This is a genomic window from Clavibacter sp. VKM Ac-2873, assembly GCF_015351075.1.
Taxonomy (GTDB): Bacteria; Actinomycetota; Actinomycetes; order Actinomycetales; family Microbacteriaceae; genus Clavibacter.
Window position 1 is genome coordinate 333,085 of the sequence record NZ_JADKRS010000003.1, and the last position, 22,837, is coordinate 355,921.

Here is a 22,837-nt window from a genome sequence, read left to right on the forward strand (position 1 = left end):
ATCAGCGCGGGCGCGTGCCTGCCGCCGACCCGGGCGCCCCACCGCCGCCCAGCACGAACCGCACCAGCCGCCTCACGCTCTCCGCGTGGTCGCCCTTCCGGCCGAGCACGCGCAGCACGATGACGCCGAGGATCGCCTGGCCGAGCTCCTCGACGGGCGCGTCTGCCGGGAGCTGGCCCGCGCGGATCCCCGAGGCCAGGCGCTCCGAGAGGTCGCGGTCGACGCCGAGGCTCGCGCTCAGGCTGTCGCCGACGGCCGCGTCCTCCGCGGCGGCCGCCACGAGCGAGCGGACGAGCGGGCCGCCGGTCGGGGCGTCGAGCACGGCCAGCACGCCCGTGAGCCAGCGCTCGATGTCGGCGAGGAGGTCGCCCGTGTCGGGCACGGCGAACTCCACCGGCATCAGGCGGCCCTCCGTCATGCACTCGGCGATGAGGGCGCCGCGCGACGGCCACCACCGGTAGATCGTCTGCTTGCCGACGCCGGCCTCCTTGGCGACGCCCTCGATCGTGAGGTGGTCGTAGCCGACGGCGTGGATGAGGCGCACGGTCGCGCCGAGGATCGCCTCGCGGGCCGCCTCGCTGCGGACCCTGCCGGTTCGGTGCTCGTTCACCTGCACAGGGTAGCTCCAGAAACTAGACGAGACGTAGCGTATCGTCGAGCCGTCCGAAGGAGATGACATGGCGTCAGTGCTGTACCGGCTCGGTTCGATGGCCGCGCGTCGCGCGTGGCTCGTGATCGTCTCGTGGGTGGTGATCCTCGGGATCGGCGTGGGCTCGTTCCTCGCGTTCGCCGGCACCCTCGGCAACAGCTTCGACATCCCCGGCACGGCGTCCGGCGCCGTCACCGACGAGCTCGCGCGGACGCTCCCCGACACCGCGGGCGGCACCGGCACGGTCGTGTACCGCACCATCGACGGCTCGGCCTTCACCGACGAGCAGAAGGCCGACATCTCCGCCCTCGCCACCAGCGCGGGCGACCTCCCGGGCGTCGCGCGCGTGGTGGATCCGTTCGCCGTCACGCAGCAGCGCGCCGACCAGGCCGCGCAGCTCACGAGCGGCGACGCGCAGATCACCGCCGGCCGCGCCCAGCTCGACGAGGCGCAGCAGCAGCTCGACGCCGGGAAGGCGCAGCTCGAGGCGGGCCAGCAGCAGCTCACCGCCGCGCGCCAGCAGGCCGAGGCCGCGGGTGCTCCGGCCGCGCAGATCGCCGCGCTCGACGCGCGGCAGGCGCAGCTCGACCAGCAGACCCAGGCGCTCCAGCAGCAGCAGTCCACGGTCGACGCCAACCGCACGCAGCTGGAGTCCGGCGCCGAGCAGGCCGAGCTCGGCCGCACGCTCCTCAGCCTCACGGACGGCATCGGCGTCGTCTCGCAGGACGGCTCGACCGCCATCGTCAACGTCTCCTTCACGGATCCGCGCCTCCAGCTCTCCGAGGAGACCAAGCAGGACGCCATCTCCCACTTCCAGGACTCCCCCGTCGCCGGCACGAGCGTCGACTTCGCGACCGACCTCGCGCAGGGCGTGCCCGAGATCTTCGGCGTCGGCGAGGTCGTCGGACTCGTGTTCGCGGCGATCGTGCTCATCGTGATGCTCGGCACGCTCATCGCCGCGTCGCTGCCCATCGTCACCGCGGTGGTCGGCGTGGGCGTCGGCGTCACCGCATCGCTCGCGTTCTCCGGGGTCGTCTCCATGGCGTCCGTGACCCCGGTGCTGGGCGTGATGCTCGGCCTCGCGGTCGGCATCGACTACTCCCTCTTCATCGTCAACCGGCATCGCAAGCAGATGCTCGCGGGCACGGGCGTGCGCGAGTCGATCGGGCTCGCGAACGGCACGTCGGGCACGGCGGTCGTGTTCGCGGGATCCACCGTGATCGTCGCGCTCCTCGCCCTCAACGTGACGGGCGTGCCGTTCCTCGGGCTGATGGGCACGGTCGGCGCGGTCTGCGTGCTCGTCGCCGTGCTGGTCGCGATCACGCTGACGCCCGCGGTGCTCGGCCTCGCCGGCACGCGCGTGCTGCGGAAGCGCGACCGCGCGCGGATGGCGGCCGCCGACCCGGCCCGCGCGCAGGACGCCGCGGCGACGCTCAAGCCCATGTCGAACGCGCGCGCCGTGCTCACGGTGCTCGGCACGGTCGTCGCCCTGCTCGTCATCGCGATCCCCAGCCTCTCGATGCGGCTGGGCCTCCCCGACGGATCCAGCGAGCCGGCCGGATCCACCAGCCAGCGCGCCTTCACCACGGTCGCCGACGAGTTCGGCGAGGGCGCCAACGGCCCGCTGCTCGTGGTCGCCGACGTGCCCGCGGGCCTCGCCGACGGCGACCTCCTCGCCACGCAGGTCGAGGTCGCGCAGGCGCTGCACGACCTCGACGACGTCGTGGCCGTCGCGCCCGTCGCCAACACCGACGACAACACCGTGCTCGCGTTCCAGGTGCTCCCGCAGGAGGGCCCGAACAGCGCATCCACGGAACGGCTCGTGCAGGACATCCGCGCGCTGCCCGGGCTCGACGGCGGCATCACGCTCGGCGTCGCCGGGCAGGCCGCCACCAACATCGACATCTCGGAGGCGCTGGCCGCCGTGCTGCCGCTCTACCTGCTCGTGGTCGTGGGGCTGTCGCTGCTGATCCTGATCGTGGTGTTCCGCTCGATCCTCCTGCCGCTCATCGCGACCGGCGGGTTCGTGCTGTCGCTGTTCGCGACCTACGGCCTCATCGTCGCCGTGTTCCAGTTCGGCTGGGGCGCGGGGCTCATCGGGCTGGAGAGCCCGGGGCCGATCCTGAGCTTCCTGCCGGTGATCCTCGTCGGGATCCTGTTCGGGCTCGCCATGGACTACCAGCTGTTCCTCGCCAGCGGCATGCGGGAGGCGTACGTGCACGGCGCCGACGCGCGGCTCGCGGTGGTGCAGGGCTTCCGGGCAGGACGCGCGGTCGTCACGGCGGCGGCGCTCATCATGGTGTCGGTGTTCGGCGGCTTCGTCTTCTCGGAGTCGACCATCATCCGCTCGATCGGCTTCGGCCTCGCGTTCGGCGTGCTCCTCGACGCGTTCGTGGTGCGGATGCTGCTGATGCCCGCGCTCATGCACCTGCTGGGCCGCTCGGCCTGGTGGCTGCCGCGCTGGCTCGACCGGATCCTGCCGGACGTCGACATCGAGGGCGCCGCGCTCGAGCGCACGCACCCGCACGCGTCGGCGGCGTCGGCGCCGGATCTCCCGGCCGGCCTCCCGGCGGACGGCGGGCACGGCGCGCACGCGGCCCCGCCCACGGCGTCCACCATCCAGGCCGAGACGGCGGCGGCCCCGCGCGACTGAGCGCACGCCCGGTATCGTCGGAGCGGGCTCGCCGTCGTGCCCGGGAGGCGAGCACCATGACCACGTCCGATCGCCGACCGGGGGCCGCCGACGCACCCGCATCCGCGCGCCTGCCCGTCGTCGTGGTGGGCGCCGGCGTCATGGGCGCGCTGTGGATCCGGATGCTCGCCGACTCCCCGCACGCCGCGCTCGTGGGGGTCGTCGACCTCGACGTGCCGCTCGCGGAGTCCGCCGTGCGCGAGGCCGGGCTCGACGGGATCGCCGTGGGCGCGTCCGTCGCCGAGGTCGCCGCGCGCTCGGGTGCCCGGGCCGTGGTGAACGTGACCGTGCCGCAGGCGCACCGCGTCGTGAACGAGCAGGCGCTCCGCGCGGGCCTCCCGGTGCTGTGCGAGAAGCCGCTCGCGCCGACCGTCGCCGAGGCGCTGCGCCAGGTCGCGCTCGCCGACATCACCGGCGGGCTCCTCATGGTCAGCCAGTCGCGCCGGTACTTCACGCACCTCACCGCCTTCCGCGCGGCCGTCGCGCAGCTCGGGCCGCTCGCGGTCGTGCACGCGCAGTTCCTGCACGAGGACCACGAGCCCGGCTTCCGCGAGCAGATGGCGCATCCGCTGCTCGTCGACATGTCCATCCACCACTTCGACCAGCTGCGCTACGCGACGGGCGAGGAGCCCGTGGCCGTGCGCTGCAGCTCGTGGAACCCTCCGTGGAGCTGGTTCGCGGGCGATGCCGCGGCCACCGCCGACTTCGAGCTCGCGTCCGGCGCGCGCTTCGCGTACGTCGGCAGCCGCTGCACGCCCGGCATGCCCACCTCGTGGAACGCCGACTGGCGCGCGTACGGCGAGCGCGGCGCGGCGCACTGGGACGGCGACGACGTCGTCGGGCTCGACGTCCCGGGCGGCCGGTTCGACGTGCCCGCGCACCCCGAGGGCATCGCCGCGTCGCTCGAGGAGTTCGTCGGATCCCTCCGCGCCGGCACCACCCCGCCGACGGAGGTGCGGCACAACGTGCTCAGCCTCGCGATGGTGGAGGGCGCGATCCGCAGCAGCGAGCGGGGCGGGGGGCGCGTCGTCATCGCCGACCTGCTCGAGGACGCGCTCGCCCAGGCCATCGCCGACGAGCGGAGCGCCGACGTCGCCGATGCGCTGCGCTCCTGGACGAGCGCGGCGGACGGCATCCGCACGCCGGCCTGGGGATCCGCGCCCGCCGCCACCCCGCCCGCCCCGACCGCCCCGCGCGACGCCCGCTGACCGACGCGCCCGCCTCCCGTCCGGCGCCGTCCCATCCCGCCGCGGCAGGCTGGCCTCGACCGCACCTCCCCTCCGTCTCGACAGAAGGAAGCCCGATCATGACCGACAGCACCGCGACCGCGACCGCCACTCCCGCGATCCCCAAGCCCGAGCACCCGCGCCCGCAGTCCACGCGCCCCGACTGGCTGAACCTCAACGGCCCGTGGCAGTTCGAGCGCGACCGCGGCGACAGCGGCCTCGAGCGCGGGCTCCTCGAGCGGGATCTCGCGGAGGAGATCCTCGTGCCGTTCGCCCCGGAGTCCACCGCGTCGGGCGTCGGCGACGTCGACTTCCTCACGGCCGTCTGGTACCGCCGCACCGTGCGGATCCCCGCGGGCTGGAGCGGCCGCCGCGTCCTCCTCCACTTCGGCGCCGTCGACCACGACGCGACCGTGTGGGCGAACGGCGAGGAGGTCGCCCGGCACCGCGGCGGCTTCACGTCGTTCACGGCGGATCTCGGCGTGCGCGCCGACGAGGAGGAGCTGACCATCGTGGTCCGCGCCCGCGACACCCGCGACGAGCCGCAGGCCCGCGGCAAGCAGGCGACCTGGTTCGAGAACACGTCCTGCTTCTACACGCGCACCACCGGGATCTGGCAGACGGTGTGGCTGGAGCCCGTTCCCGATGCCCACATCCGCTCGGCCCACATCGAGCCGCAGCGCGCGGACTCGTCGTTCACCGTCACCCCCGAGCTCTCGCATCGCACGGCGGGCCTGTCGTTCGAAGCGGTGCTCGCGGACGCTGCCGGCGAGATCACGCGGGCGCGGATCCCCGCGGGCGACCTGGGCGCGCGCGTCACGCTCCGCATCCCCGAGGACCGCGTGCGCCTGTGGTCACCCGAGGACCCGCACCTCTACGACATCACGCTGCGCCTGGTCGACGCCTCGGGCGCCGACGACGCCGTGGTCGACGAGGTCGCCTCCTACGGTGGACTCCGCTCCATCGCGATCGACGGCCGCGACGTGCTCCTCAACGGCCGCCGCGTCTTCCAGCGGCTCGTGCTCGACCAGGGCTACTGGCCGGACACCCTGATGACCTCGCCCGACGACGCCGCGCTCGTCCGCGACATCGAGCTGTCGATGGCCGCGGGCTTCAACGGAGCCCGCCTGCACCAGAAGGTGTTCGAGGAGCGCTTCCTCTTCCACGCCGACCGGCTCGGCTACCTGGTGTGGGGCGAGTTCGGCGACTGGGGCGCGGGCGGCGGCCTCGGGAAGGACGCGCAGCAGCCGACGGCGTCGTTCATCACCCAGTGGATCGAGGCGGTCACGCGCGACCGCTCGCACCCGTCGATCGTCGGCTGGTGCCCGCTGAACGAGACGTACCAGGCGATCCACGACCGCATCACCCAGCTCGACGACGTGACCGCCGGCATGTACCTCGCGACGAAGGCGGCGGATCCGAGCCGTCCCGTCCTCGACGCGTCCGGCTACTCGCACCGGGTGCGCGCCGCCGACGTCTACGACTCCCACTCCTACGAGCAGGACCCGGAGGCGTTCCGCCGCGAGCAGGCCGGCCTCGCCGACGGCCGCCCGTTCGTCAACGACCTCGACGGCCGCGCGATCTCCGTGCCGTACGCCGGGCAGCCCTTCTTCGTCTCGGAGTACGGCGGCATCTGGTGGAACCCGGACGAGATCGACCGCCCGCAGGCCGACGCCAGCGACCCGGCGCGCGCCGTCTCGTGGGGCTACGGCGAGCGCGTCGCGAGCGTCGAGGAGTGGCACGCCCGCTTCCGCGGCCTCACCGAGGTGCTGCTCGAGGATCCGCTCATGTTCGGCTACTGCTTCACGCAGCTCACCGACACGTTCCAGGAGCAGAACGGCATCTACGACTTCCACCGCCGCCCCAAGTTCGACATCGCCCGGATCCGCGAGGTGCAGGAGCGGCGGGCGGCGTACGAGATGCGCGACGACGCGTGACCGGCTGCCGCCGCGATCCTGATGGATCACGAGCGCCGGCTCTCGTACCCGGCGACTCACTCTCCCCGGCCCCGTTCCGCTGGACAAGCGTGTCGACGACGAGCTGTCCAGCGCAGCACGCGTCGCGATCACCGTGGCAACGCGAATGGCCGACCGGCTTGCTCGTACACGCGAGGAGGCCGCTCGCACCGGGCAGGGCCGCTCCGAGCACGAGGTGAAGCAGCTCCAGCAGCGCCTCAGGGCCGAGCGCGACGCCGCAGTGGCGAAGGTCTCCGTCGTCGAGCGGCCCGAGTACTGGGAGCGCTCGTCCCTCATGGACCAGGCGTCCATGCACGAGACCGCGCAGCAGTGGAAGGACGCCGACCCGCGGGCCCAGGCAGCCTCCGAGACCATCGGCCGGGAGCTGCGCGAGCGATACGGCATCGACGTCACCAACCCGCAGGCGAACCCCGACGCCGTGCGCGCCGCCCTCCGCGAGCGTGCCGACGTGGAGGCAGCACAGAACGCGGCGGCAGCGGAGAAGTCCGGACGCGGCGAGGCGGCCGTCGAGACGGCCCTCGGCGGCGCCGCGCTCGACGAGGCCGCACGGCTCGACGCGCGCGCCGCGTCAGAGCGCAACGACGGCCAAGCCATCGCCACCGAGCCGAACGCCGATGTCGACACCAGACGAACCGATCGGGCCGCCGAGCTCGAGCTCCAGGCGCGCGAGTACGACTCCCAGGCCGAAGCCGGTGGCGACATCGCCGGTCCCACTCCGGACGAGCTCCGTGAGCTCGCCGAGGACGCCCGCACGCAGGCGCAGCTCCACCGGGAGCCTGCAGAGGTCGGCGCCGCGCAGAGCGCCCCGCAGCAGGCCGCACAGGCCGGCGCCGAGACGAACGCCGCCAGCGACCAGGGCCCGCGAACGCCGAGCGCAGCGCGGGGGAGGCCCACTACGACAGCGCTGAGCGTCAGACGGCGATGGCCGCCGAGCTCGGCCGTCGGGGGGTGCCCCAGCAGACCGTCGACGTCCGCATGCGCGCCGAGGTCGCTCACGGGCGGCCCGCCTCCGAGGCACCCGTCCAGGGGCAGCAGGTGAACGTGCCGCAGACCAAGCGCGGCCGCGGCGCGAACCGCGCCACGGAGCGCATGCAGCAGGACCGGTGACGACGACGAGCGACGCCCGTCCGGCGACTACAGAGCGCTGGACCGAGTACCGGCAGATGCGCGACAACGACGCAGCCCGAGCCGCCCGCGGGGCCCCTCTCGTGAGGAAGCCTCCAGCGACTCCTACTACCGAGACGACATCGGCAAGCCGGGGCGCATGACCAGTCTCGGATCCAGAGTCGACCGGGACCACGAACCACCCCGCACCATCGCCGAGGAGAAGGCATTGATGCAGGCCGACGTCGACAGGCAAGTCACCGCTCTCAGCGATGCCGGAGTCCCGCCGGAAGCGATCTACGTCCAGATGCGGAGCCACCTCGCCGCGACCATGGCCGCCCAGATGCAGCGCGACGCCCAGGCCGCGGAGCTGCTGTCCTACCAGGGGGTCTCAGCCGAGACCCTCACCGCCCACATGCAGGCCTCGATCGAAGCTGGAGACGCCGTGGTCGCGGACCTTCGTGATCGCCTGCTCGCGCCCCAGGCAGATCCGCGACAGGAACGCGCGGACTCGCTGAGGGAGCTCGGCGTGCCCGAGGCCGCGATCGCGGCTCAGATGCGCGCCGGTGCCGCCACCCCGAGCGTGACGACGCAGGCCACCCCGAGTACCGCAACCGCTGATGCGCCACAGACGCGAATGGCGCGGCTCGCAGCTCGAGTCACGGGCCGCAGCGCGCCGCACGCGGCCGCCGAGAGGTAGCCGGGCGAACACGCAGAAGGGGGGGAGCGCGAATGCGCTCCCCCCCCCCTCGTCATGCTCGGTTGGGGTACTCCTCGTCGTCGTAGATCCCCGATGGCTGCCCACCCGGCTCGACGAGCGCCGATGATGGCCGCTGCGTGGGGGTCGTACGCGTTATCGGACATAACGTAAATTATCTGCACAATTCAACGAGCATCATGGAAGCTCACAGCATGGCTGTATTGAGGTCGTACGCGGCCCTGGCGCATTGGATGCCAGTGCACGAATGTGCACAGGCATCCTCTGTTATCAGAAGCTAGGGGTATTGCCGACGATGAGGCGTCAGTTGGACGCCGACGCCTCATCTACGATGAGACGACTGCAACGCAATCGGCTCCAGCAGTTGCATGCTGGAGCCGATTTGGCGTTTAACTCAACGCTGATTCTACTTGCGCGTCTTACCTACCTGAACCGAGCCGCGGACCACGACGACAGCGGTCATGATGATAGCTACGACGAGGAGGGCGAGGATGATGATTTTGAGAGCACCATCTTCCATGTAGTTGAGACCCAGGACAGCGAGGATCACTTCTACCGCGAGTATGACAAGGTAAAGAATTAACATGGGGCGTTTCACGAGGTTCTCTTCTCTTAATCACATTGTGCGTTGATGTCGGCAATTGCGTATCCCAGGCCGCCGACAGAAGCAATGAAGCCGATTGCTGCGGCTGCTCCTGCGAACACGGTGGGAGCGCCGACAACGACTCCGACCCCGGAGGCAAGAACACCGATAGCCGCAAGAATACCGAATGCGATGGCCCCTGCACAGTTGAGGCCGGTGGGATCGGAGTTGTTGATCGGGTTGCATGAGGCGTAGGCGTAGGGCTGCTTCTCCTGGCCGCTGGGATCCATCTGCGTGAAGCGTCCCAGGGTGGCGTCGTAGTAGCGCGCGCCCATCTTGTACAGGTTGGTCGACTCCTGGTAGCCGCCGATGTAGCGCAGCGAGTTCAGTGCGACCGCGCTGTTGGTCGACGTCGCCCGCTCCTCGCCGTAGGGGCTGTAGGAGTACCCGCCTTCCCAGATGCCTGCACCTGAGAACATGCCGATGACAGAGCCGAGCAGATCGGAGACGTAGTAGTGGCTGGACGAGATCCGGAAGCCGACTGCTTCGCCGTCATCGGTACGGCTGTAGTTCTGCACCAGGCTGGCAGACGTGTTCGTCTGGCGTGAGAGACCGAGTAGCGAGTTAGAGAAGGACCGGCCCCCGGTGGCGCTCTGGGTGTCCGTGTTGCCCTCGCCGAAGGCGGCGAAGTTCGTCGCTCCGATGCTCTGGACCTGGCCGCGGTCACCGTAGGTTGCGACGGCGCCGGTGATGCCGTTCTTGACCTGGTTGCCGGCGGCGTCGTAGACCCACTGGGTGGTGTCGTCGCTGGAGCCGACGAGTTGGTTGGCGGCGTTGTACCGGTAGTCCGTGGCGGTGTCCTGCGCTCCGCCAGTACTGCCGGCGCGGATCTGCGAGAGGCGGTTGCCGGCGGCGTCATAGGAGTACGCCCACATGGCGTTGGTATTGCCGCCGGCCTTCTCCTCTGCGATCTCGAGTCGGTTCAGCGAGTCGTACTGGTACGCGGTCACCGCGCCGGCGGGGACGCCTTCTTCCTTGCCGCTGACGCGGGTCTGGATCGTGGTGGTGTCCTTGCCGTCCTTCGCATACGTGTAGGCGACATCAGCGGTCACGTTGCCGGCGGCGTTCTTGGCTTGCACCTGGGTGGTGCGGCCGGACTTGTCGATGGTGGTGACCATCTGTGCGCCGGCCGGGAACACGCGTCGGGTCTCTGCACTGTTCGCGTTGTACTCGAAGAGCGTGCATCCGCTGTTCGCGGCGGGGTTGCCGCTGGTGGGGCAGACTCCGCCGGGCTCGCGCTGGGTGACGAGCTCGTTGGCACCGTTGTAGGTGTTGGTCGTGACGCCGCTGGTGTCCTCGAAGGTGAGGATGTTCCCGGCCGCGTCGTAGCTGTACTTCTGGTTGAGGCCGGCGAGAGCACCGATCTGGCTGGTGGTGTTGCCGAGGGTGTCGTACTCGTACTGCTTGGTCCCGGCGAAGCTGTCGGAGTCGTACTGGACGAGTCCATTCGGGTAGTACGTCTTCGCGAGGGTGCTGCCGTTGGCGAACGTGATGACCGTCTGGCGGTCACGGACGTCATACGCGTACTTGGTCACCTTGCCGCGCGGGTCGGTGACGCTGGTGACGCGAGAGAGCGCGTCGTACGTGTACGTCGTCGCACCCTGCGGCGCCGGCGGGGTGACCTTGATCAGGTTGTACATGCCGTCGTAGTTGTAGCGGGTGACGTTCCCGTTTCCGTCCTTGGCGGAGCAGAGCTGGCCCGGGGAGCCGCCACAGATGGTGTGGTCCCAGTTGTCGTACACGCGCTCGAATTCGACAGCGCCGGTTCCACCGGCGGTGGTGTCCGCCTTCTTGGTGGGGTTGCCGGCGGCGTCGTAGTCGTAGCTGGCGGTGTTGCCGCTGGCGTCGGTGGAGCACTTGACCTGGAAGGAGTCGCCGCCGCTCGAAGCGCAACCGGCGCCAGCCGAGTACACGGCGGAGGCTGCGGCACCGGTGGGCAGCTCGGTCTTCGTGGCGTTGTTGAGGCCGTCGTACTGGAACTTGGTGTCATTGCCGGGCGTGCTGCCGGATCCAAGAGCGTCGGTCGAGGTCTGGATGTCGCTGTTCGCGGTCCAGGTCTGCGAGCGGGTGCGGTTCAGCGGGTTCTTGGTGGAGGTGACGCGGCCCTGGTTGTCGTACGTGAAGGTCGAGGCCTTCCCGTTCGGGTTGGTGACGACGGTGTTGCCGCTGTTGTACGCGAAGTTCGTGACGACGTCGGCCTTGTCCCCGTACGTCGGGGAGGTGGACTTCTGCGTGATCTTGGTGACCTTGTGCGCGGTGTTGTAGCCGAACGTGATCGTCGTCGTACCGGGCGCGGACGGCACGGTCAGCGTGGAGAGCCGGCCCGTGGTGTCGTACGTCATCGTGGTGACGGCACCGCCGGGCTTCTCGATCTTCGTCAGCTGGCCGGAGCCGTTCCGCGTGTACGTGGTCGTGCGGTTGGCCGAGTCGAGGATCGAGGTGATCTTCGGGTCCGTGCCGGTGGTGTGGTTCACGCGCGTGAAGCGGCCGGAGGTGTCCTTGACCGCGTAGGTCGTGGCGGACGTGGTCCAGTCGTTGGTGAGGCCGATGCCGTTGCGGTCCACGTGGTAGATCAGACGCTTCGTGTTCACGTCGAAGTGGTAGGCCTCGCCGTTCTCGTTGTAACGCAGCTGCCAGGTGAACTCGCCCTTGTTGAGGGTGGCCTTGAAGCCGGCCGGGGCGGCCCAGGCGCCGCTGCTGTTCTTGGTGAACTTGGCCTGGAACCCGTTCGGGCCGACGAAGATCGCTTCGGTTTCGCCGCTGTTCACGGAGAGGCCGAAGTCCATGTAGCTCATGACGGAGGACCAGCCGCCGCCGAGGGCGCCGGCGGAGCTCGAGAGGCCGTTGTAGAACCGGTCTGCGCGGACGCCGATGCCCGCGGCCGAGCTCGTGCCGTCGTTCGCGGTCAGGAGCAGGTTGCCGTTGGCCACGTTGACGCGGGCGACCGTGTCGTCGGAGAGCGTGATGTCCTGGAACGACATGTAGGGCAGTGCGCCGAGTCCTGGCGCGCCGACCGGCGTGCCAGCCGGTGCGCGGTTGGCGGTCCCTGCCTTGGTGAGCGAGCGGTCCGAGCTTGGGATCTTCCACTCGGTTGGCTCAGCCGCGGGCGTGCCCGCATCGGCCGGCTCCGCCGAAATGCTGCCGGGCGTCCAGACCGCGTCCTTAGCGGCCTTCTGGGCCTCGTCCTGCATCTGCTTGTTGACCTGCGCAGGATCCTGCGTCTGGTCCTCGAACTGGACCGGCCCTGCGGCGGTCTCGGCGGTGGCCGGCAATGCGCCAAGCCCCGTGATCATCACGGTGCTCGTCGCGATGATCGCGATCGTGCACCTCACTTTGCCGGCCGTACGCCGGCTCAAGACGCGTTGACCGCGCATTTTGCTCCCCTAGTCGTGAGTGGGCATCGTCACCCGTTCCTCAAGCTAGGGGTTTCCTAACAGTTCGGCCTCAAATCGCTGTTTTCACCCCCCACTTCTGGGGCGCTAATCGGCCGGACGCCCCTGTGGGACACAGGGGGTGATCGTTTCGCAAGTCAGCGAAAGGGGGGACAAGCTGCATCTGGCGCTGGGCGCGAGCGGCGCCGGGGCTAAGTTGATGAAATGGGTAGTAGTGGCGCCTGACGGGTGGCCATGATGTGCACCGTGGGTACGAGAATCGTGCCCTGGGAAATCGGGGACAGAAACATGCGAGCACGTCAATATTGGATCACCGCTGCCGTGATTACGGCACTCGGAATTACGTCAGTCGCCCCAGCGTACGGGGCGGGGAACAGTCACGCTTTCGGAAAGGCGTCTACCAAAGTCGCCGTAGGTGAAATGGACGCTGAGTCACAGGATGCGGCTTTCATCGCGGAGGCCACCGGACGACCGTTTGAGGAGGTGTACGCGGAGAAGCACCGTCACATGCTCTTCGGGCAGGCACTCGCGAAGCTGCAGAGCGTCGACGGGTTCGCGTCCGCCGGCAAGGACGCCACCGGACCCGGGTACTGGGTCGCCTTCTCCGGCGACGTACCCGCGGGCGCGCTCGAGCCGTTGAACGAGCTCGCGTCCGACGTGCGCACCACCACGGACGCGCCCCTCACCGCTGAGGAGCGATCGATTGCTGTCGCCGCCGCAGCCCAGAGCGTGCAGGCGCAGCTCGGTGCCGAGAGCGTCGAGGCCAGCATGAGCGAAGACGGCACCACCATCACCGCCGCAGCCGTCCTCCCCGCCACCGCGCCCCTCACCGAGACCAGCGGCGCCGCGGCCGCAGGACAGGCCGCGGCCGAGGCCTCCGTCGACGGCGCGGCGCAGGTGCAGGTGCAGGTCGAGGTCGCTCTGACCGACGACGCTCCGGAACAGGAAGTCCTCTCCGGCGGCACGGCACTCGGCCTCGGCACCACCAGCCAGCTCGCCTGCACCGCCGGATTCACCGTCCGGAACGCCCGCACCGCGGCCACCGGCCTCATCACTGCGTCCCACTGCCCGGACGACCTCAACTACGAGTCCCGCCCCATCCTCACCTTCGAGGGCCGCGGCGACAGCGCCCAGCTCGACCAGCAGTGGTTCAGCTCCACCGAGGCCGCGCAGGGCGAGTTCATCAGCCAGAAGGCCGGCTCCACCCTTCTCCGCCGCAAGGTCACGGCCGTCGCCGCACCCTTTGTCGGCATGTCGGTCTGCAAGTACGGCACCGTCACCGGCAACGGCTGCTCGACCGTGATCAACGGGCCCACCACCACGGTGAACGCGAACGGCGTCACCTACGGGAACCTCTGGCAGGTCCAGAGCTACATCACTGCCGAGGGTGACAGCGGCGGCCCCTGGTTCTACGGCACCACCGCCTACGGCATCCACTACGGCAACGTCCCCCGCGACGGCTCCGACCGCAGCGCCTTCACCTCGGTCACCTCGATCGAGGCAGCCACGGACCTGCGCGTCCTGCGCTAGCCCGCGCGGCACGACGAAGGCCCGCCGCTCACAGAGTGGCGGGCCTTCGTCTCAGGCCCGGTGTGGGTACTCGTCGTCGTCGTAGATCCCCGGTGGTTGCCGGTCGGGCTCGAAGAGCGCCGCCGGCGGCCGCTTGTAGGGCAGCGGCTGTGTGCTGCGAGAAGTCGTTCTCCCGCACGCCGCCGAGGTACGCGAACACGTCGGACGCGGAGAAGAGCTTCAGCATGCCTTCCTTGCCGAACACCGCGACGCCCTGCGACCAGGACTGGAAGACCGACATGATCGGGTCCCGCGCGACCCGAAGTGCGAGCACAGGTCAAGTCCCGCCACCGGCACACGTTCGCGGCCTCGTCGAGGATCCCGACCAGCGGCGCCCGCATGCGGCCGCCGGCGCTGCCGTCCGCGAGGGCCGTTGCCGCCTCGAGGGTCGCCGCGGTGAGGGCGGTGACGAGAGGGCCGGTCGTCCTGCGGGCCGCGACATCTGACCCGATATGGCTCTTCGCACGACGAGAGCCCGCCCCCGCGATCCATCCGGACCACGGGGGCGGGCTCTCGTCGGGGGCGCGCCCGCATCACCTCCCGGCGAGCGACCCGCCGATCCCGCCGACGCTGAAGTACTTGTTCAGCAGGGCGAAGATCAGCACGGGCGGCAGCATCATGATGACCGCGACCGCCATCACCGAGCCCCAGTCGGCCGCGTTCTGCTGGAAGAACGTGTTGAGGCCGATGGGGAGGGTGTACTTCGTGAAGTCCTGCAGGAACAGGAGCGCGATCAGGTAGTCGTTCCACGCCAGCAGGAACGAGAAGATCGCGGTCGACAGGATGCCCGGCAGGGAGTTCCGCAGCACGACGTGGATGAAGCCGCTGAACACGCTCGCGCCGTCCATCCACGCCGCCTCCTCGAGGGTGATGGGGATGGAGTCGATGTAGGCCGCCATCATCCAGATCGCGACCGACATGGTCGACCCGATGTAGATGATCGCCACGCCCTGCAGCGTGTTGATGAGCCCGAGCGCCGAGAACGTGATGAACAGCGGGATCGCCGCGGTCACCACCGGCAGGGCCTGCACCACGAACAGCACGAGCGAGTACCCGGAGACGAGCTTCGACCGCGAGCGGCTGAGCACGTAGCCGGCCGGCGCCGCGATCACGACCGAGACGAGCACGGTCACGAGCGCGACGATGAGGCTGTTTCCGAGCCAGATCATCACGTCGGTGCCGCCGAGCACGCGCTCGAAGTTCTCGAACGTGAACCCGGTGGCCGTGGAGTTCTGCCCCGGCTGGGTGGAGAGGAACAGCACCGCGAGGATGGGCGTGATCACCACAAGCGTGATCACCGCGATGAGCAGGAAGCGCCACCACTGGCCCTTCTGCTCGCGCTGCTTCGCGGAGGTCCGCTTGACGCCCCCGAGGGTCGCCGACGTGGCGCCCCCGACGGCGAGTGCCTGGCTCATTCGATGTCCGCCTTCTTGATCTGCCGGTACAGCAGCGTCGACACGAGGACGAGCACGGCCGTCATCATGAAGGCCACCGCGGTCGCCGGGCCGGTCTGCAGGTTCTGGAACGCCTGCTGGTACGCCAGCACGATCAGCGACGTCGTCGCGTTCACGGGACCGCCCTGCGTGAGCAGGAAGATCGTCGGGAAGTCGTTGACGCAGAAGATCGTCATCAGCACCCAGCTGATGTACGTGGTGCGGGAGATGATCGGGAGGGTCACGCCGCGGAACGCCTGCCACGCGCTCGCGCCGTCCATCTTCGCCGCCTCGTAGACGTTGGTGTCCACCGACGCCAGCGCCGACGACATCATCATCAGCATGAACGGGAAGCTGATCCACACCTTGAAGACGCAGACCACGATCTGCGCCAGCACCGGATCCCCGAGGAAGTTCGCGTCGGGGAACCCGAGCCTGTCCAGGATGATCGGCACCGGGCTCTGCGGCGTCGCCACCAGCCAGTTCCACGAGGTCGCCGAGACGACCACGGGGACGATCCACGGCAGGAGGAGCAGCACCTTGAAGAACCCGTTGCCGGGGATCCGGGTGCGCAGCAGCAGCGCCAGCGCGAGCCCCACGATCCACGACCCGAACACGCCCACGACCGTGAAGACGATCGTGAACGTGGTCGCGTTGCGGAACGACTCCGAGGTGAGCACGTTCGCGTAGTTCTCGAACCCGACGAACGGCGTCTGCCACGGCAGCGTCGACGGCGTGCCCTTCTGGAGGGACTGCAGGAACGAGTACACGACCGGGTAGACGTTGAGCAGCACGAGCAGGAGGAGGGACGGCAGCGCGAACAGCGCCAGCGTCTTCCCCGCCCGGCCGAGCGGCGTCTTCCCGCGGCCCGTCCGCGGCGCGCTCGGCGGGCGGCCGGGGCCGGCCACGCCGACGCCGCGGCGGGCCAGCCCGATCTTGTCCGCGACGCGGGTGTCGCGGGTGTCGACGGCCATCAGATCATCCCGTCCACTTCACGGCCCGGGGGACGACGCGGGTCACGCGCCGGCCTCCAGCTCCTTCTGCAGGGTCTCGAGGGAGGCCTTCGCCGTGACCGTGCCGCCGAGGACCGCCTGCGCGAACGAGATCGTCGGCTGCGTGCCGTCGACCTTGGTCACGTTCTGGAAGACCGTGTTCGAGCCGGGGGCGCCCCACGTCTTCGAGATGGGCTGCCAGTCGTTGAGGATCTTCAGGGTGTTCGGGTCGTCGGCGTAGGCCTCGTCGGCGATGGACTTCAGCGGCGGCAGGCCGATGCCCGTCTGCTTCGTCCAGAGCGACTTCATGTTCTGGTAGTAGTACGTGAGGAACGCCTCGCTGTTCTCCTGGCTCGGCGTCGACTTGTACATCATGATGTTGTTCGGGAAGTAGAGCGCGCCCTTCTCGCCGCCGGGGCCCACGAGCGGGTCGCCCACCACCATCTGCGCGGCCGTCTCGGGCGTCACGTTGGCCGTGGCTCCCGCGCCGTCCCAGAACATGCCGAACGTGCCGGCGTCCATCTGCTGGTACGCGTTGTCGGACGTGTAGGTGGCGCTGCGGGGATCCACGTAGCCGTTCTTCACCATGCCGAGCACCCACTCGACGGCCTGGATGTTGGCGTCGGTGACGACGTCCGGGTTCTGGTCGGCGTCGAAGAGGCCGCCGCCGTTGTTGATCATGTGGGCGACGATCTGGTGGAAGCCGGTGAAGGCGCCGGCGCCCGAGCGGGTGCCGTAGCCGTAGACGCCGATCTTCTTGAGGGCGGCGCACGCGGCCTCGTAGCTGTCCCAGTCGGTCGGCACGTCCGCGCCGGCCTTCTCGAGCAGGTCCTTGCGGTACCAGTACATGCGCATGTCGAGGTTGTACGGGACGGCCGCGTAGCCGTTGGCCGTCTTCAGGGTGTCGACGAGACCGGGCAGGAAGTCGTCGTAGATCCCGTTGCCCTTCCACGTCTCGATGAGGTCGTCGGCGTACGCGATCTTGCCCTGCGACTCGAACAGGAACGCCGTGGTGCCGCCGCCCGAGCTCACGGCCGGGCCGTTGTTGGCGGCGACCGCGGTCGAGAAGGTCTGCGTGAAGTTGGCCCACTGGACCTGCTGGTAGCTCACGGCGCCCATGCCGCTCGCCGGCTTGTAGGCCGCGGAGATCACCTTGTCCTCGGTGAGGAAGGCGGGCGCGCCCCAGGGCATGTTCCAGAACTTGAGGGGCGCGCCGGGCCCCGATGTGCCTCCGCCTCCGCTGCAGGCGGCGAGGAGGCCGACCGCCGCGGCGCCGACGCCCGCGCTCAGGAGGGATCGTCGGGTGAGGCCGTTGCCGAAGGCGCTGGATGACTGCTGTGGCATTTCTGACTCCGTTGTCCGGTGGTGCTGTGTGTGGTGGAAGGGAAGGGGCTGGGTCTAGGGGCGCGCGTCGGCGGCGAGCGCGGGCGCGGCGGCGAGGAGGGAGCGGAGGTCGGCGACGTCGTCGGGCACGCATCGGCCGTGGGCGGCGTCGCGGGCCAGGCGCATCGCCGTGCGGTGGCCGGACTCGAACACGACGGGGAGGTCCTCGCGGCCGGCGGCGTCCGTGACGCTCGCGCGCCCGGGTGCGGCGGTGCCCGGCGCGGGGAGGACGACGTGGGCGGCGCGGTCGCCGACGACGAGCCGGAAGGTCGCGCACGCGTGGGCGTGGGCGGTCACGACCGCGCTCACGATCACGTGGACGCCCGCGGCGGTCCGGCCCGAGAGCATCAGGTGGTCGGGCGTCGACGCGAGCGGCGCGAGCTCCGTCAGCGGGGATCCGACGAGGGCCTGCGTGGTGAGGGCGAGCGCGCGGGCTGCGCCCGGGAGGTCGTCGGTCGACGCGACGGTGGCACGCGCCTCGAACAGGGCGCCGGGGGCGACGAGCCGGTGGATCCGCGGGGCGACCCGGCGGACGGCCTCGTCGTGCCGCCACGGCACGTCGAGCACCACGGGGACGCCCGCCGCGGCCAGGCCGGCCAGCTCGGCATCGGCGGCGGTGCCGGGATCGAGCACGAGGAGGGCGCGCGCGCCGGAGCGGCCCGCGGCCGTCGCGCGACCGGCCCAGCCGTCGCCGCCGGCGACCACGACCACATCGCCCGCGTCGTCCGTGCGGCGGAAGGACTCGGGCAGCGAGGCGAGGGTCGCGACGGCCGCGTGCGCGTGGCTCGCCGACGCCGCGGGGTCGATGCGGAGGGTGAGGGCGGTCATGCCGCGACCTCCGTCCGCGCGGCGCGGGCGTCGGATCCGGTCCCCGTCTCGGCGGGGACGGCGCCGCCCGCGCGGATGATCGCCGCGCTCTGCTCCGCGATGTCGGTCGCGAGGTCGAGGTCGGCGAGCTGCGCCCCCATGTCCACCGGCGCGGCCCGGCCGGTGATCACGTCGTGCACGTGCTCCCACTCGCCGAGGTAGCCGTTGTCGGCGTAGGGGCCCCAGCCGGTGGTGCCGCGGGCGTCGGTGAGGGTGGCGGTGCTGGATCCGGCGTGCACGTAGGAGAGGGAGAAGTCGAGGTGGAGGGTGCGGTCGCGCGCGACGGCGTCGAGCGTCCACTCCGGATCCCACGAGGCGCCGCCGATGCCGTGGATCTCGAGCACGCTCTCCCCCACCATCGCGACGATCTGGTAGCCCCAGGGCCGGAGGGCGCGCGCGCTGATCACGCGCGGGCGCCCGTCGGGCAGGAGGCGACGCGCGAGCGGGAGGTCGTGGATCGCGAGGCCGAGCACGCCGCCGGTGACCGCGAGCGCCTGCGCCTCGACGTCCGGCTCGCCCGCGACGCGCGCGGCAGGGCGGCCGACGATCTCGGTGGCGGAGTCCTCGGAGTCCGGGTTCGGGGGGATGACGGCCGAGATGCGGACGGTGTGCGGCGCGCGGCCGCACGCGTCCCAGGCGTCGGCCGCGGCGATCCACGCGGGGTCGAACGCGTGCATGGTGCCGACGATCACGGGGACGCCGTGCTCGGCGGACGCACGGGCGATGGCCCGGCCCTCCGCGGCGGAGACGGCGAGCGGCTTCTCGCAGAGCACGGCGCGCTTGCCGGCGCGGCACGCGGCGATGACCTGCTCGGCGTGGAAGCGGTTCGGGCTGCCGATGACGACGACGTCGACATCGGGATCCGCGATGAGCGCGTCCGCGTCGGTCGAGTGCCGTGCTCCCGCGCGGGCGGCGACGCGCTCGGCGACCTCGGCGTCGACGTCCATGACGTGGACCACCCGGAAGCGGTCGCCCATGCGCGCCAGCGTCGGCAGGTGGATGGCCTGCCCGACCGGCCCGGCCCCGACCAGGCCCACACCGAACACCTCTTCGCCCACGACGCCCTCGTCCCTAGCAATGATCACCGCGGAACGAATACTGACGCTTCGTTTACGATTGAGTCACTGTACGTCCGGGTCCACGCAGGCACAAGAGGGAGGATCCGCATCGTGACCGAGTCGAGGAGCGCCGGCCCGAAGCGCCGGGCATCACCCGCCCAGGTGGAAACTTTTCCGCTTGCTGACGGGGATCCGAGCCCACATGGAGGTGCCGACGCGACCGGTGGGACTGCCCCGCGCGGCCTCTATTCGGCGGGCGTCCGGCGACGCGCGGAGATCGTCGCCGCAGCTGTACGCGTGTTCGGTATTCGCGGCTACGGCGCCGCCACGATCAAGGAGATCGCCGACGAGGTGGGCGTCTCGCCCGCAGCTGTGCTCCGCTACTTCCGCAAGGAGGAGCTCTTGACGGAGGTGCTCCGGCAGTGGGACCGGCAGCAGCCCTTCGTCTCCGAGGCCGCTCCCGGCCTGCCCGCGATCCGCGCCTTCGTCGACCTGATGCGGTACCACGTGGAGCACCGCGGCTTCCTCGAGCTGTACCTGACCTTCGCGACCGAGACCAGCGACGCGACGCACCCGGCCCACGCGTACATGCGCGGCCGGTACGCCCGCACCATCGCGCAGATCCGCCGCCGCATCGGCGAGGCGGTCGCGCTCGGGCAGGTGCCGCCGATGGACGACGCGACGCTCGACTACGAGGCCGCGTGCTTCCTAGCGATCCTCGACGGCCTCGAGATCCAGTGGATCCACAACCCGACGCTCGACCTGCCCGCCCTCGTCGGCGAGTACGTGGAGCAGTCGATCGCGCGCTGGCGCGGGGGTTCTCGCGCTGCGGTCCCGCCGGGCGCCGCGAGCTGGGACTGAGGTGGGCGACGTGCGCCCCCGCGATCCCGAGCGCGTGCCGCGGATCGTCCGGATCCTCTGGATCGCGGGCTTCGGCATCGGCACCACCACCCACGTCCTCGACATCGTGATCGGCGGGGCGGACGTCTACGCCGGCTTCCCGCTCGTGCTCCGCGCCTTCTGGCTGTCGCTCACGGTGCTGGATCCGCTCGTCATCGCCCTGCTGGCCCGACGGCGCCGCACCGGGGTCGCGCTCGGCAGCGCCGTGATCGTCGCCGACATCGCGGTCAACTGGACGGTGTTCGCGACGATCGGCGGCCTGTCGGTGTGGGGCGTGGTGGACCAGACCCTGTTCGCGATCCTCGTGCTGACCACCGCGCCCACGCTGCTCCGGCGGTGACGACGCCCGGAGGCTGCGGCCCGCTAGCGCCGGCGATCGGCGGCGACGCCCGGTCGGCGACGCCGCGTCAGCGCCCGCCAGCGCGGCTGCTCGGTGATCACCACCGCGACGCACAGCGCCGTCACCGCCACGGCGATCCACGTGGGCCAGATCGCCCAGGCGGCGAGCGACGCCGCGGCCAGCTGCAGCAGCACGAGCAGGATCGTCACGATGCCGGGCGCCGCCACCGGGCCGTCGCCGCCGGGCCGGTCGCCCGGGGTGCTGAACACGGCGGGCAGGCCGATCAGCAGCACGACAGCGCCGACGGCGAGCGGGATCGAGTGCAGCCACAGCGCCCACGGCGTCGCGACCCACGCGACGAGCTCGGCGAGGAAGCGCAGCCCGCCGGCGAGGGGGTCGTGCCCGGGCGGGCGGGGCCGCGTCCCCGGCCGCGTGCCCGCGCGGACGCCGCTCACGATGCGCGCCCGCCGTCGGCCGCCGCCCGCAGGCCGCCGTCGAGGAACGCGACGATCCAGCCGAAGCTCACGTCGATGTCGGTCGCCATCTGGAAGTCGTCGGCGACCTCCAGGGTCGCGAAGCCGTGCAGCGCGCTCCGCAGCATCCGCAGGGCGTGGATCCGGTCGGCCTCGCCCAGCCGGTAGCCGTGCAGCACGGCGGAGAGGGCGCCGAGGGCGCGCTCGCGGGCGGGGTCGAGCGGATCCCCGTCGCCCCGCGACCGCGCGCCGACCGTCGCCGCGTAGCGCCCCGGGTGAGACGTCACGTAGTCGCGCAGCGCGTGCGCGGCGCCGGTGAGGGCCTCCTGGCCCGAGCGGCCCTGCGTCGCGTCGCGCATCGCGTCGCCCGCCTCGACGGTGGCGAGCACGGCGATGCGGTGCTGCAGGTCGGCGAGCGAGGCGACGTGCTTGTAGAGCGACGGCGTCTTGACGCCCAGCCGCTCGGCGACCGCGCCCATGCTGAGGCCCGCGAGGCCGATCTCGTCCGCGAGCGCGGCGCCCGCCTCGGTGACCGTCGCGGCGTCGAGCCCGGCCCTAGGCACGGGTCCCCGGGGTCGTCGCGGCGAGCGTGCGGCCGAGGAACGGCAGCACGAGAGCCAGCACCTGATCCGGCGTCTCGGCGTGGGGGTAGTGCCCGGCGCCGTCGATGACCGCGAGCTCGCCGAGGCCGGCGGGGAGGTCGGCGAGGATCCGCGCGCCCTCGGCCCGCGGATCGGCCCAGTCGGGATCCGCCCCGCCCTCGATCACGAGCATCGGGCACCGCACGTCGGCGAGCCGCGCGCCCGCGTCCGCCGGGCTCGTCTTCGCCATCGCCCGCAGCACGGCCATGCGCTCCGGTCGGCCGAGGCTCGCGCGGATGCGGGCGCTCTCCGCGGCCCAGTCGGCGGGCTTCGTGGGGAAGGCGAGGTCGAGGTACCGCATCCAGCCGGCGAGGCTCCCGGAGAGGAGCACGCGGGCGAGCTGCACGGTGGCCTTCCGATGGGTCGCGGCGCGGAGCAGGCCGCCGAGGTCCGCCGACTGCGCGCGGGTGAACGGCGCGAGCTCGACGACGCCGGAGATGACGTCGGGGGCGTCGGCCGCCGCGATGGTCGCCGCGCCGCCGCTGATGGACTGCCCGACGACGACCGCCGGGCCGCCGAGGTGCCGCACCAGGGCCACGAGGTCGCCCGCGATGTCGGTGCGGCTGTAGCCGCTCCAGCCGGTGCTGGACTCCCCGCAGCCGCGGATGTCGACGTTCGCCACCCGGTAGCCGGCGGCCACGAGCCCGGGCACGAGGAAGCGGTAGGAGCGGCGGCTGTCGCCCATCCCGTGGGCGAGCACGACGAGCGGGCCGTCGCCGACCAGGTCGTAGGCGAGGGTCTCCGCGCCGATGGAAAGGGTGTCGCTCATCGTGTCCTCCCG

21 protein-coding genes are annotated in these 22,837 nt (G+C 71.1%); 9 read left to right on the forward strand and 12 right to left on the reverse strand.

Annotated features, from left to right (window positions below):
• Position 1 precedes the first annotated feature (1 nt).
• Positions 2-610: a TetR/AcrR family transcriptional regulator gene (locus ITJ44_RS11480; RefSeq protein ID WP_370551682.1), complete on the reverse strand. Its 609-nt coding sequence runs from the start codon at positions 608-610 to the stop codon at positions 2-4.
• Between the two features lie 67 nt (positions 611-677).
• Between ITJ44_RS11480 and ITJ44_RS11485 the strand changes: the two genes are divergently transcribed.
• From ITJ44_RS11485 to ITJ44_RS11505, 5 genes are all read left to right on the forward strand, one after another.
• Positions 678-3,302 carry an MMPL family transporter gene (locus tag ITJ44_RS11485; protein WP_194635623.1) on the forward strand — a complete coding sequence of 875 codons (2,625 nt, stop codon included), beginning with the start codon at positions 678-680 and terminating at the stop codon, positions 3,300-3,302.
• A gap of 56 nt (positions 3,303-3,358) precedes the next feature.
• A complete protein-coding gene (locus tag ITJ44_RS11490; RefSeq protein WP_194635625.1) occupies positions 3,359-4,549 on the forward strand; it encodes a Gfo/Idh/MocA family protein in 1,191 nt (396 codons plus the stop codon).
• Between the two features lie 98 nt (positions 4,550-4,647).
• A complete protein-coding gene (locus ITJ44_RS11495) occupies positions 4,648-6,504 on the forward strand; it encodes a glycoside hydrolase family 2 protein (RefSeq protein WP_194635627.1) in 1,857 nt (618 codons plus the stop codon).
• A gap of 214 nt (positions 6,505-6,718) precedes the next feature.
• Positions 6,719-7,582, forward strand: coding sequence for a hypothetical protein (locus ITJ44_RS11500; RefSeq protein ID WP_194635628.1), 864 nt, complete (start codon positions 6,719-6,721; stop codon positions 7,580-7,582).
• A gap of 225 nt (positions 7,583-7,807) precedes the next feature.
• Positions 7,808-8,347: a hypothetical protein gene (locus ITJ44_RS11505; protein WP_194635630.1), complete on the forward strand. Its 540-nt coding sequence runs from the start codon at positions 7,808-7,810 to the stop codon at positions 8,345-8,347.
• 424 nt (positions 8,348-8,771) lie between these two features.
• Here ITJ44_RS11505 and ITJ44_RS11510 read toward each other — a convergent pair whose 3' ends face one another.
• Together ITJ44_RS11510 and ITJ44_RS11515 are read right to left on the reverse strand one after the other, a co-directional pair.
• Complete coding sequence (locus ITJ44_RS11510) at positions 8,772-8,951, reverse strand: hypothetical protein (protein WP_194635632.1); 180 nt, start codon at positions 8,949-8,951, stop codon at positions 8,772-8,774.
• A 26-nt stretch (positions 8,952-8,977) separates the two neighbouring features.
• Positions 8,978-11,989: an RHS repeat-associated core domain-containing protein gene (locus ITJ44_RS11515; protein WP_228494987.1), complete on the reverse strand. Its 3,012-nt coding sequence runs from the start codon at positions 11,987-11,989 to the stop codon at positions 8,978-8,980.
• A 73-nt stretch (positions 11,990-12,062) separates the two neighbouring features.
• Between ITJ44_RS11515 and ITJ44_RS15905 the strand changes: the two genes are divergently transcribed.
• Both ITJ44_RS15905 and ITJ44_RS11520 read left to right on the forward strand, forming a co-directional pair.
• Positions 12,063-12,374, forward strand: coding sequence for a hypothetical protein (locus tag ITJ44_RS15905; RefSeq protein WP_228494988.1), 312 nt, complete (start codon positions 12,063-12,065; stop codon positions 12,372-12,374).
• 446 nt (positions 12,375-12,820) lie between these two features.
• Positions 12,821-13,930 carry a hypothetical protein gene (locus ITJ44_RS11520; RefSeq protein ID WP_194635636.1) on the forward strand — a complete coding sequence of 370 codons (1,110 nt, stop codon included), beginning with the start codon at positions 12,821-12,823 and terminating at the stop codon, positions 13,928-13,930.
• 28 nt (positions 13,931-13,958) lie between these two features.
• Here ITJ44_RS11520 and ITJ44_RS11525 read toward each other — a convergent pair whose 3' ends face one another.
• The 6 genes from ITJ44_RS11525 to ITJ44_RS11550 form a co-directional block, all read right to left on the reverse strand.
• Positions 13,959-14,210, reverse strand: a complete 252-nt coding sequence (locus tag ITJ44_RS11525; RefSeq protein ID WP_228494989.1) for a TraM recognition domain-containing protein — start codon at positions 14,208-14,210, stop codon at positions 13,959-13,961.
• A 292-nt stretch (positions 14,211-14,502) separates the two neighbouring features.
• Positions 14,503-15,384 (reverse strand): carbohydrate ABC transporter permease, encoded by an 882-nt coding sequence (locus ITJ44_RS11530; protein ID WP_194635638.1) that lies wholly within the window; start codon positions 15,382-15,384, stop codon positions 14,503-14,505.
• Positions 15,381-16,376 carry a carbohydrate ABC transporter permease gene (locus ITJ44_RS11535; RefSeq protein ID WP_194635640.1) on the reverse strand — a complete coding sequence of 332 codons (996 nt, stop codon included), beginning with the start codon at positions 16,374-16,376 and terminating at the stop codon, positions 15,381-15,383. The genes ITJ44_RS11530 and ITJ44_RS11535 overlap by 4 nt, the downstream gene beginning before the upstream one ends.
• Before the next feature lie 42 nt (positions 16,377-16,418).
• Entirely contained in the window at positions 16,419-17,738 is a 1,320-nt protein-coding gene (locus ITJ44_RS11540) for an ABC transporter substrate-binding protein (protein ID WP_194635642.1), read from the reverse strand.
• A 54-nt stretch (positions 17,739-17,792) separates the two neighbouring features.
• Positions 17,793-18,605: a hypothetical protein gene (locus tag ITJ44_RS11545; RefSeq protein ID WP_194635644.1), complete on the reverse strand. Its 813-nt coding sequence runs from the start codon at positions 18,603-18,605 to the stop codon at positions 17,793-17,795.
• Positions 18,602-19,702 carry a Gfo/Idh/MocA family protein gene (locus ITJ44_RS11550; protein ID WP_194635749.1) on the reverse strand — a complete coding sequence of 367 codons (1,101 nt, stop codon included), beginning with the start codon at positions 19,700-19,702 and terminating at the stop codon, positions 18,602-18,604. The genes ITJ44_RS11545 and ITJ44_RS11550 overlap by 4 nt, the downstream gene beginning before the upstream one ends.
• 276 nt (positions 19,703-19,978) lie before the next feature.
• On the opposite strand from ITJ44_RS11550, the gene ITJ44_RS11555 reads away from it, so the two are divergent.
• Both ITJ44_RS11555 and ITJ44_RS11560 read left to right on the forward strand, forming a co-directional pair.
• The gene (locus tag ITJ44_RS11555; protein WP_370551687.1) at positions 19,979-20,563 is read left to right on the forward strand and encodes a TetR/AcrR family transcriptional regulator; all 585 of its coding nucleotides are present in this window, start codon (positions 19,979-19,981) and stop codon (positions 20,561-20,563) included.
• 10 nt (positions 20,564-20,573) lie between these two features.
• Positions 20,574-20,942, forward strand: a complete 369-nt coding sequence (locus ITJ44_RS11560; RefSeq protein ID WP_194635648.1) for a hypothetical protein — start codon at positions 20,574-20,576, stop codon at positions 20,940-20,942.
• Between the two features lie 23 nt (positions 20,943-20,965).
• Here the strand turns inward: ITJ44_RS11560 and ITJ44_RS11565 are convergent, their stop codons facing one another.
• The 3 genes from ITJ44_RS11565 to ITJ44_RS11575 are packed head-to-tail and all read right to left on the reverse strand — an operon-like array spanning position 20,966 to position 22,825.
• Positions 20,966-21,397 (reverse strand): hypothetical protein, encoded by a 432-nt coding sequence (locus tag ITJ44_RS11565; RefSeq protein WP_194635650.1) that lies wholly within the window; start codon positions 21,395-21,397, stop codon positions 20,966-20,968.
• Positions 21,394-21,978: a TetR/AcrR family transcriptional regulator gene (locus ITJ44_RS11570; RefSeq protein WP_194635652.1), complete on the reverse strand. Its 585-nt coding sequence runs from the start codon at positions 21,976-21,978 to the stop codon at positions 21,394-21,396. The genes ITJ44_RS11565 and ITJ44_RS11570 overlap by 4 nt, the downstream gene beginning before the upstream one ends.
• Positions 21,971-22,825: an alpha/beta fold hydrolase gene (locus ITJ44_RS11575; RefSeq protein ID WP_194635654.1), complete on the reverse strand. Its 855-nt coding sequence runs from the start codon at positions 22,823-22,825 to the stop codon at positions 21,971-21,973. The genes ITJ44_RS11570 and ITJ44_RS11575 overlap by 8 nt, the downstream gene beginning before the upstream one ends.
• Positions 22,826-22,837 lie beyond the last annotated feature (12 nt).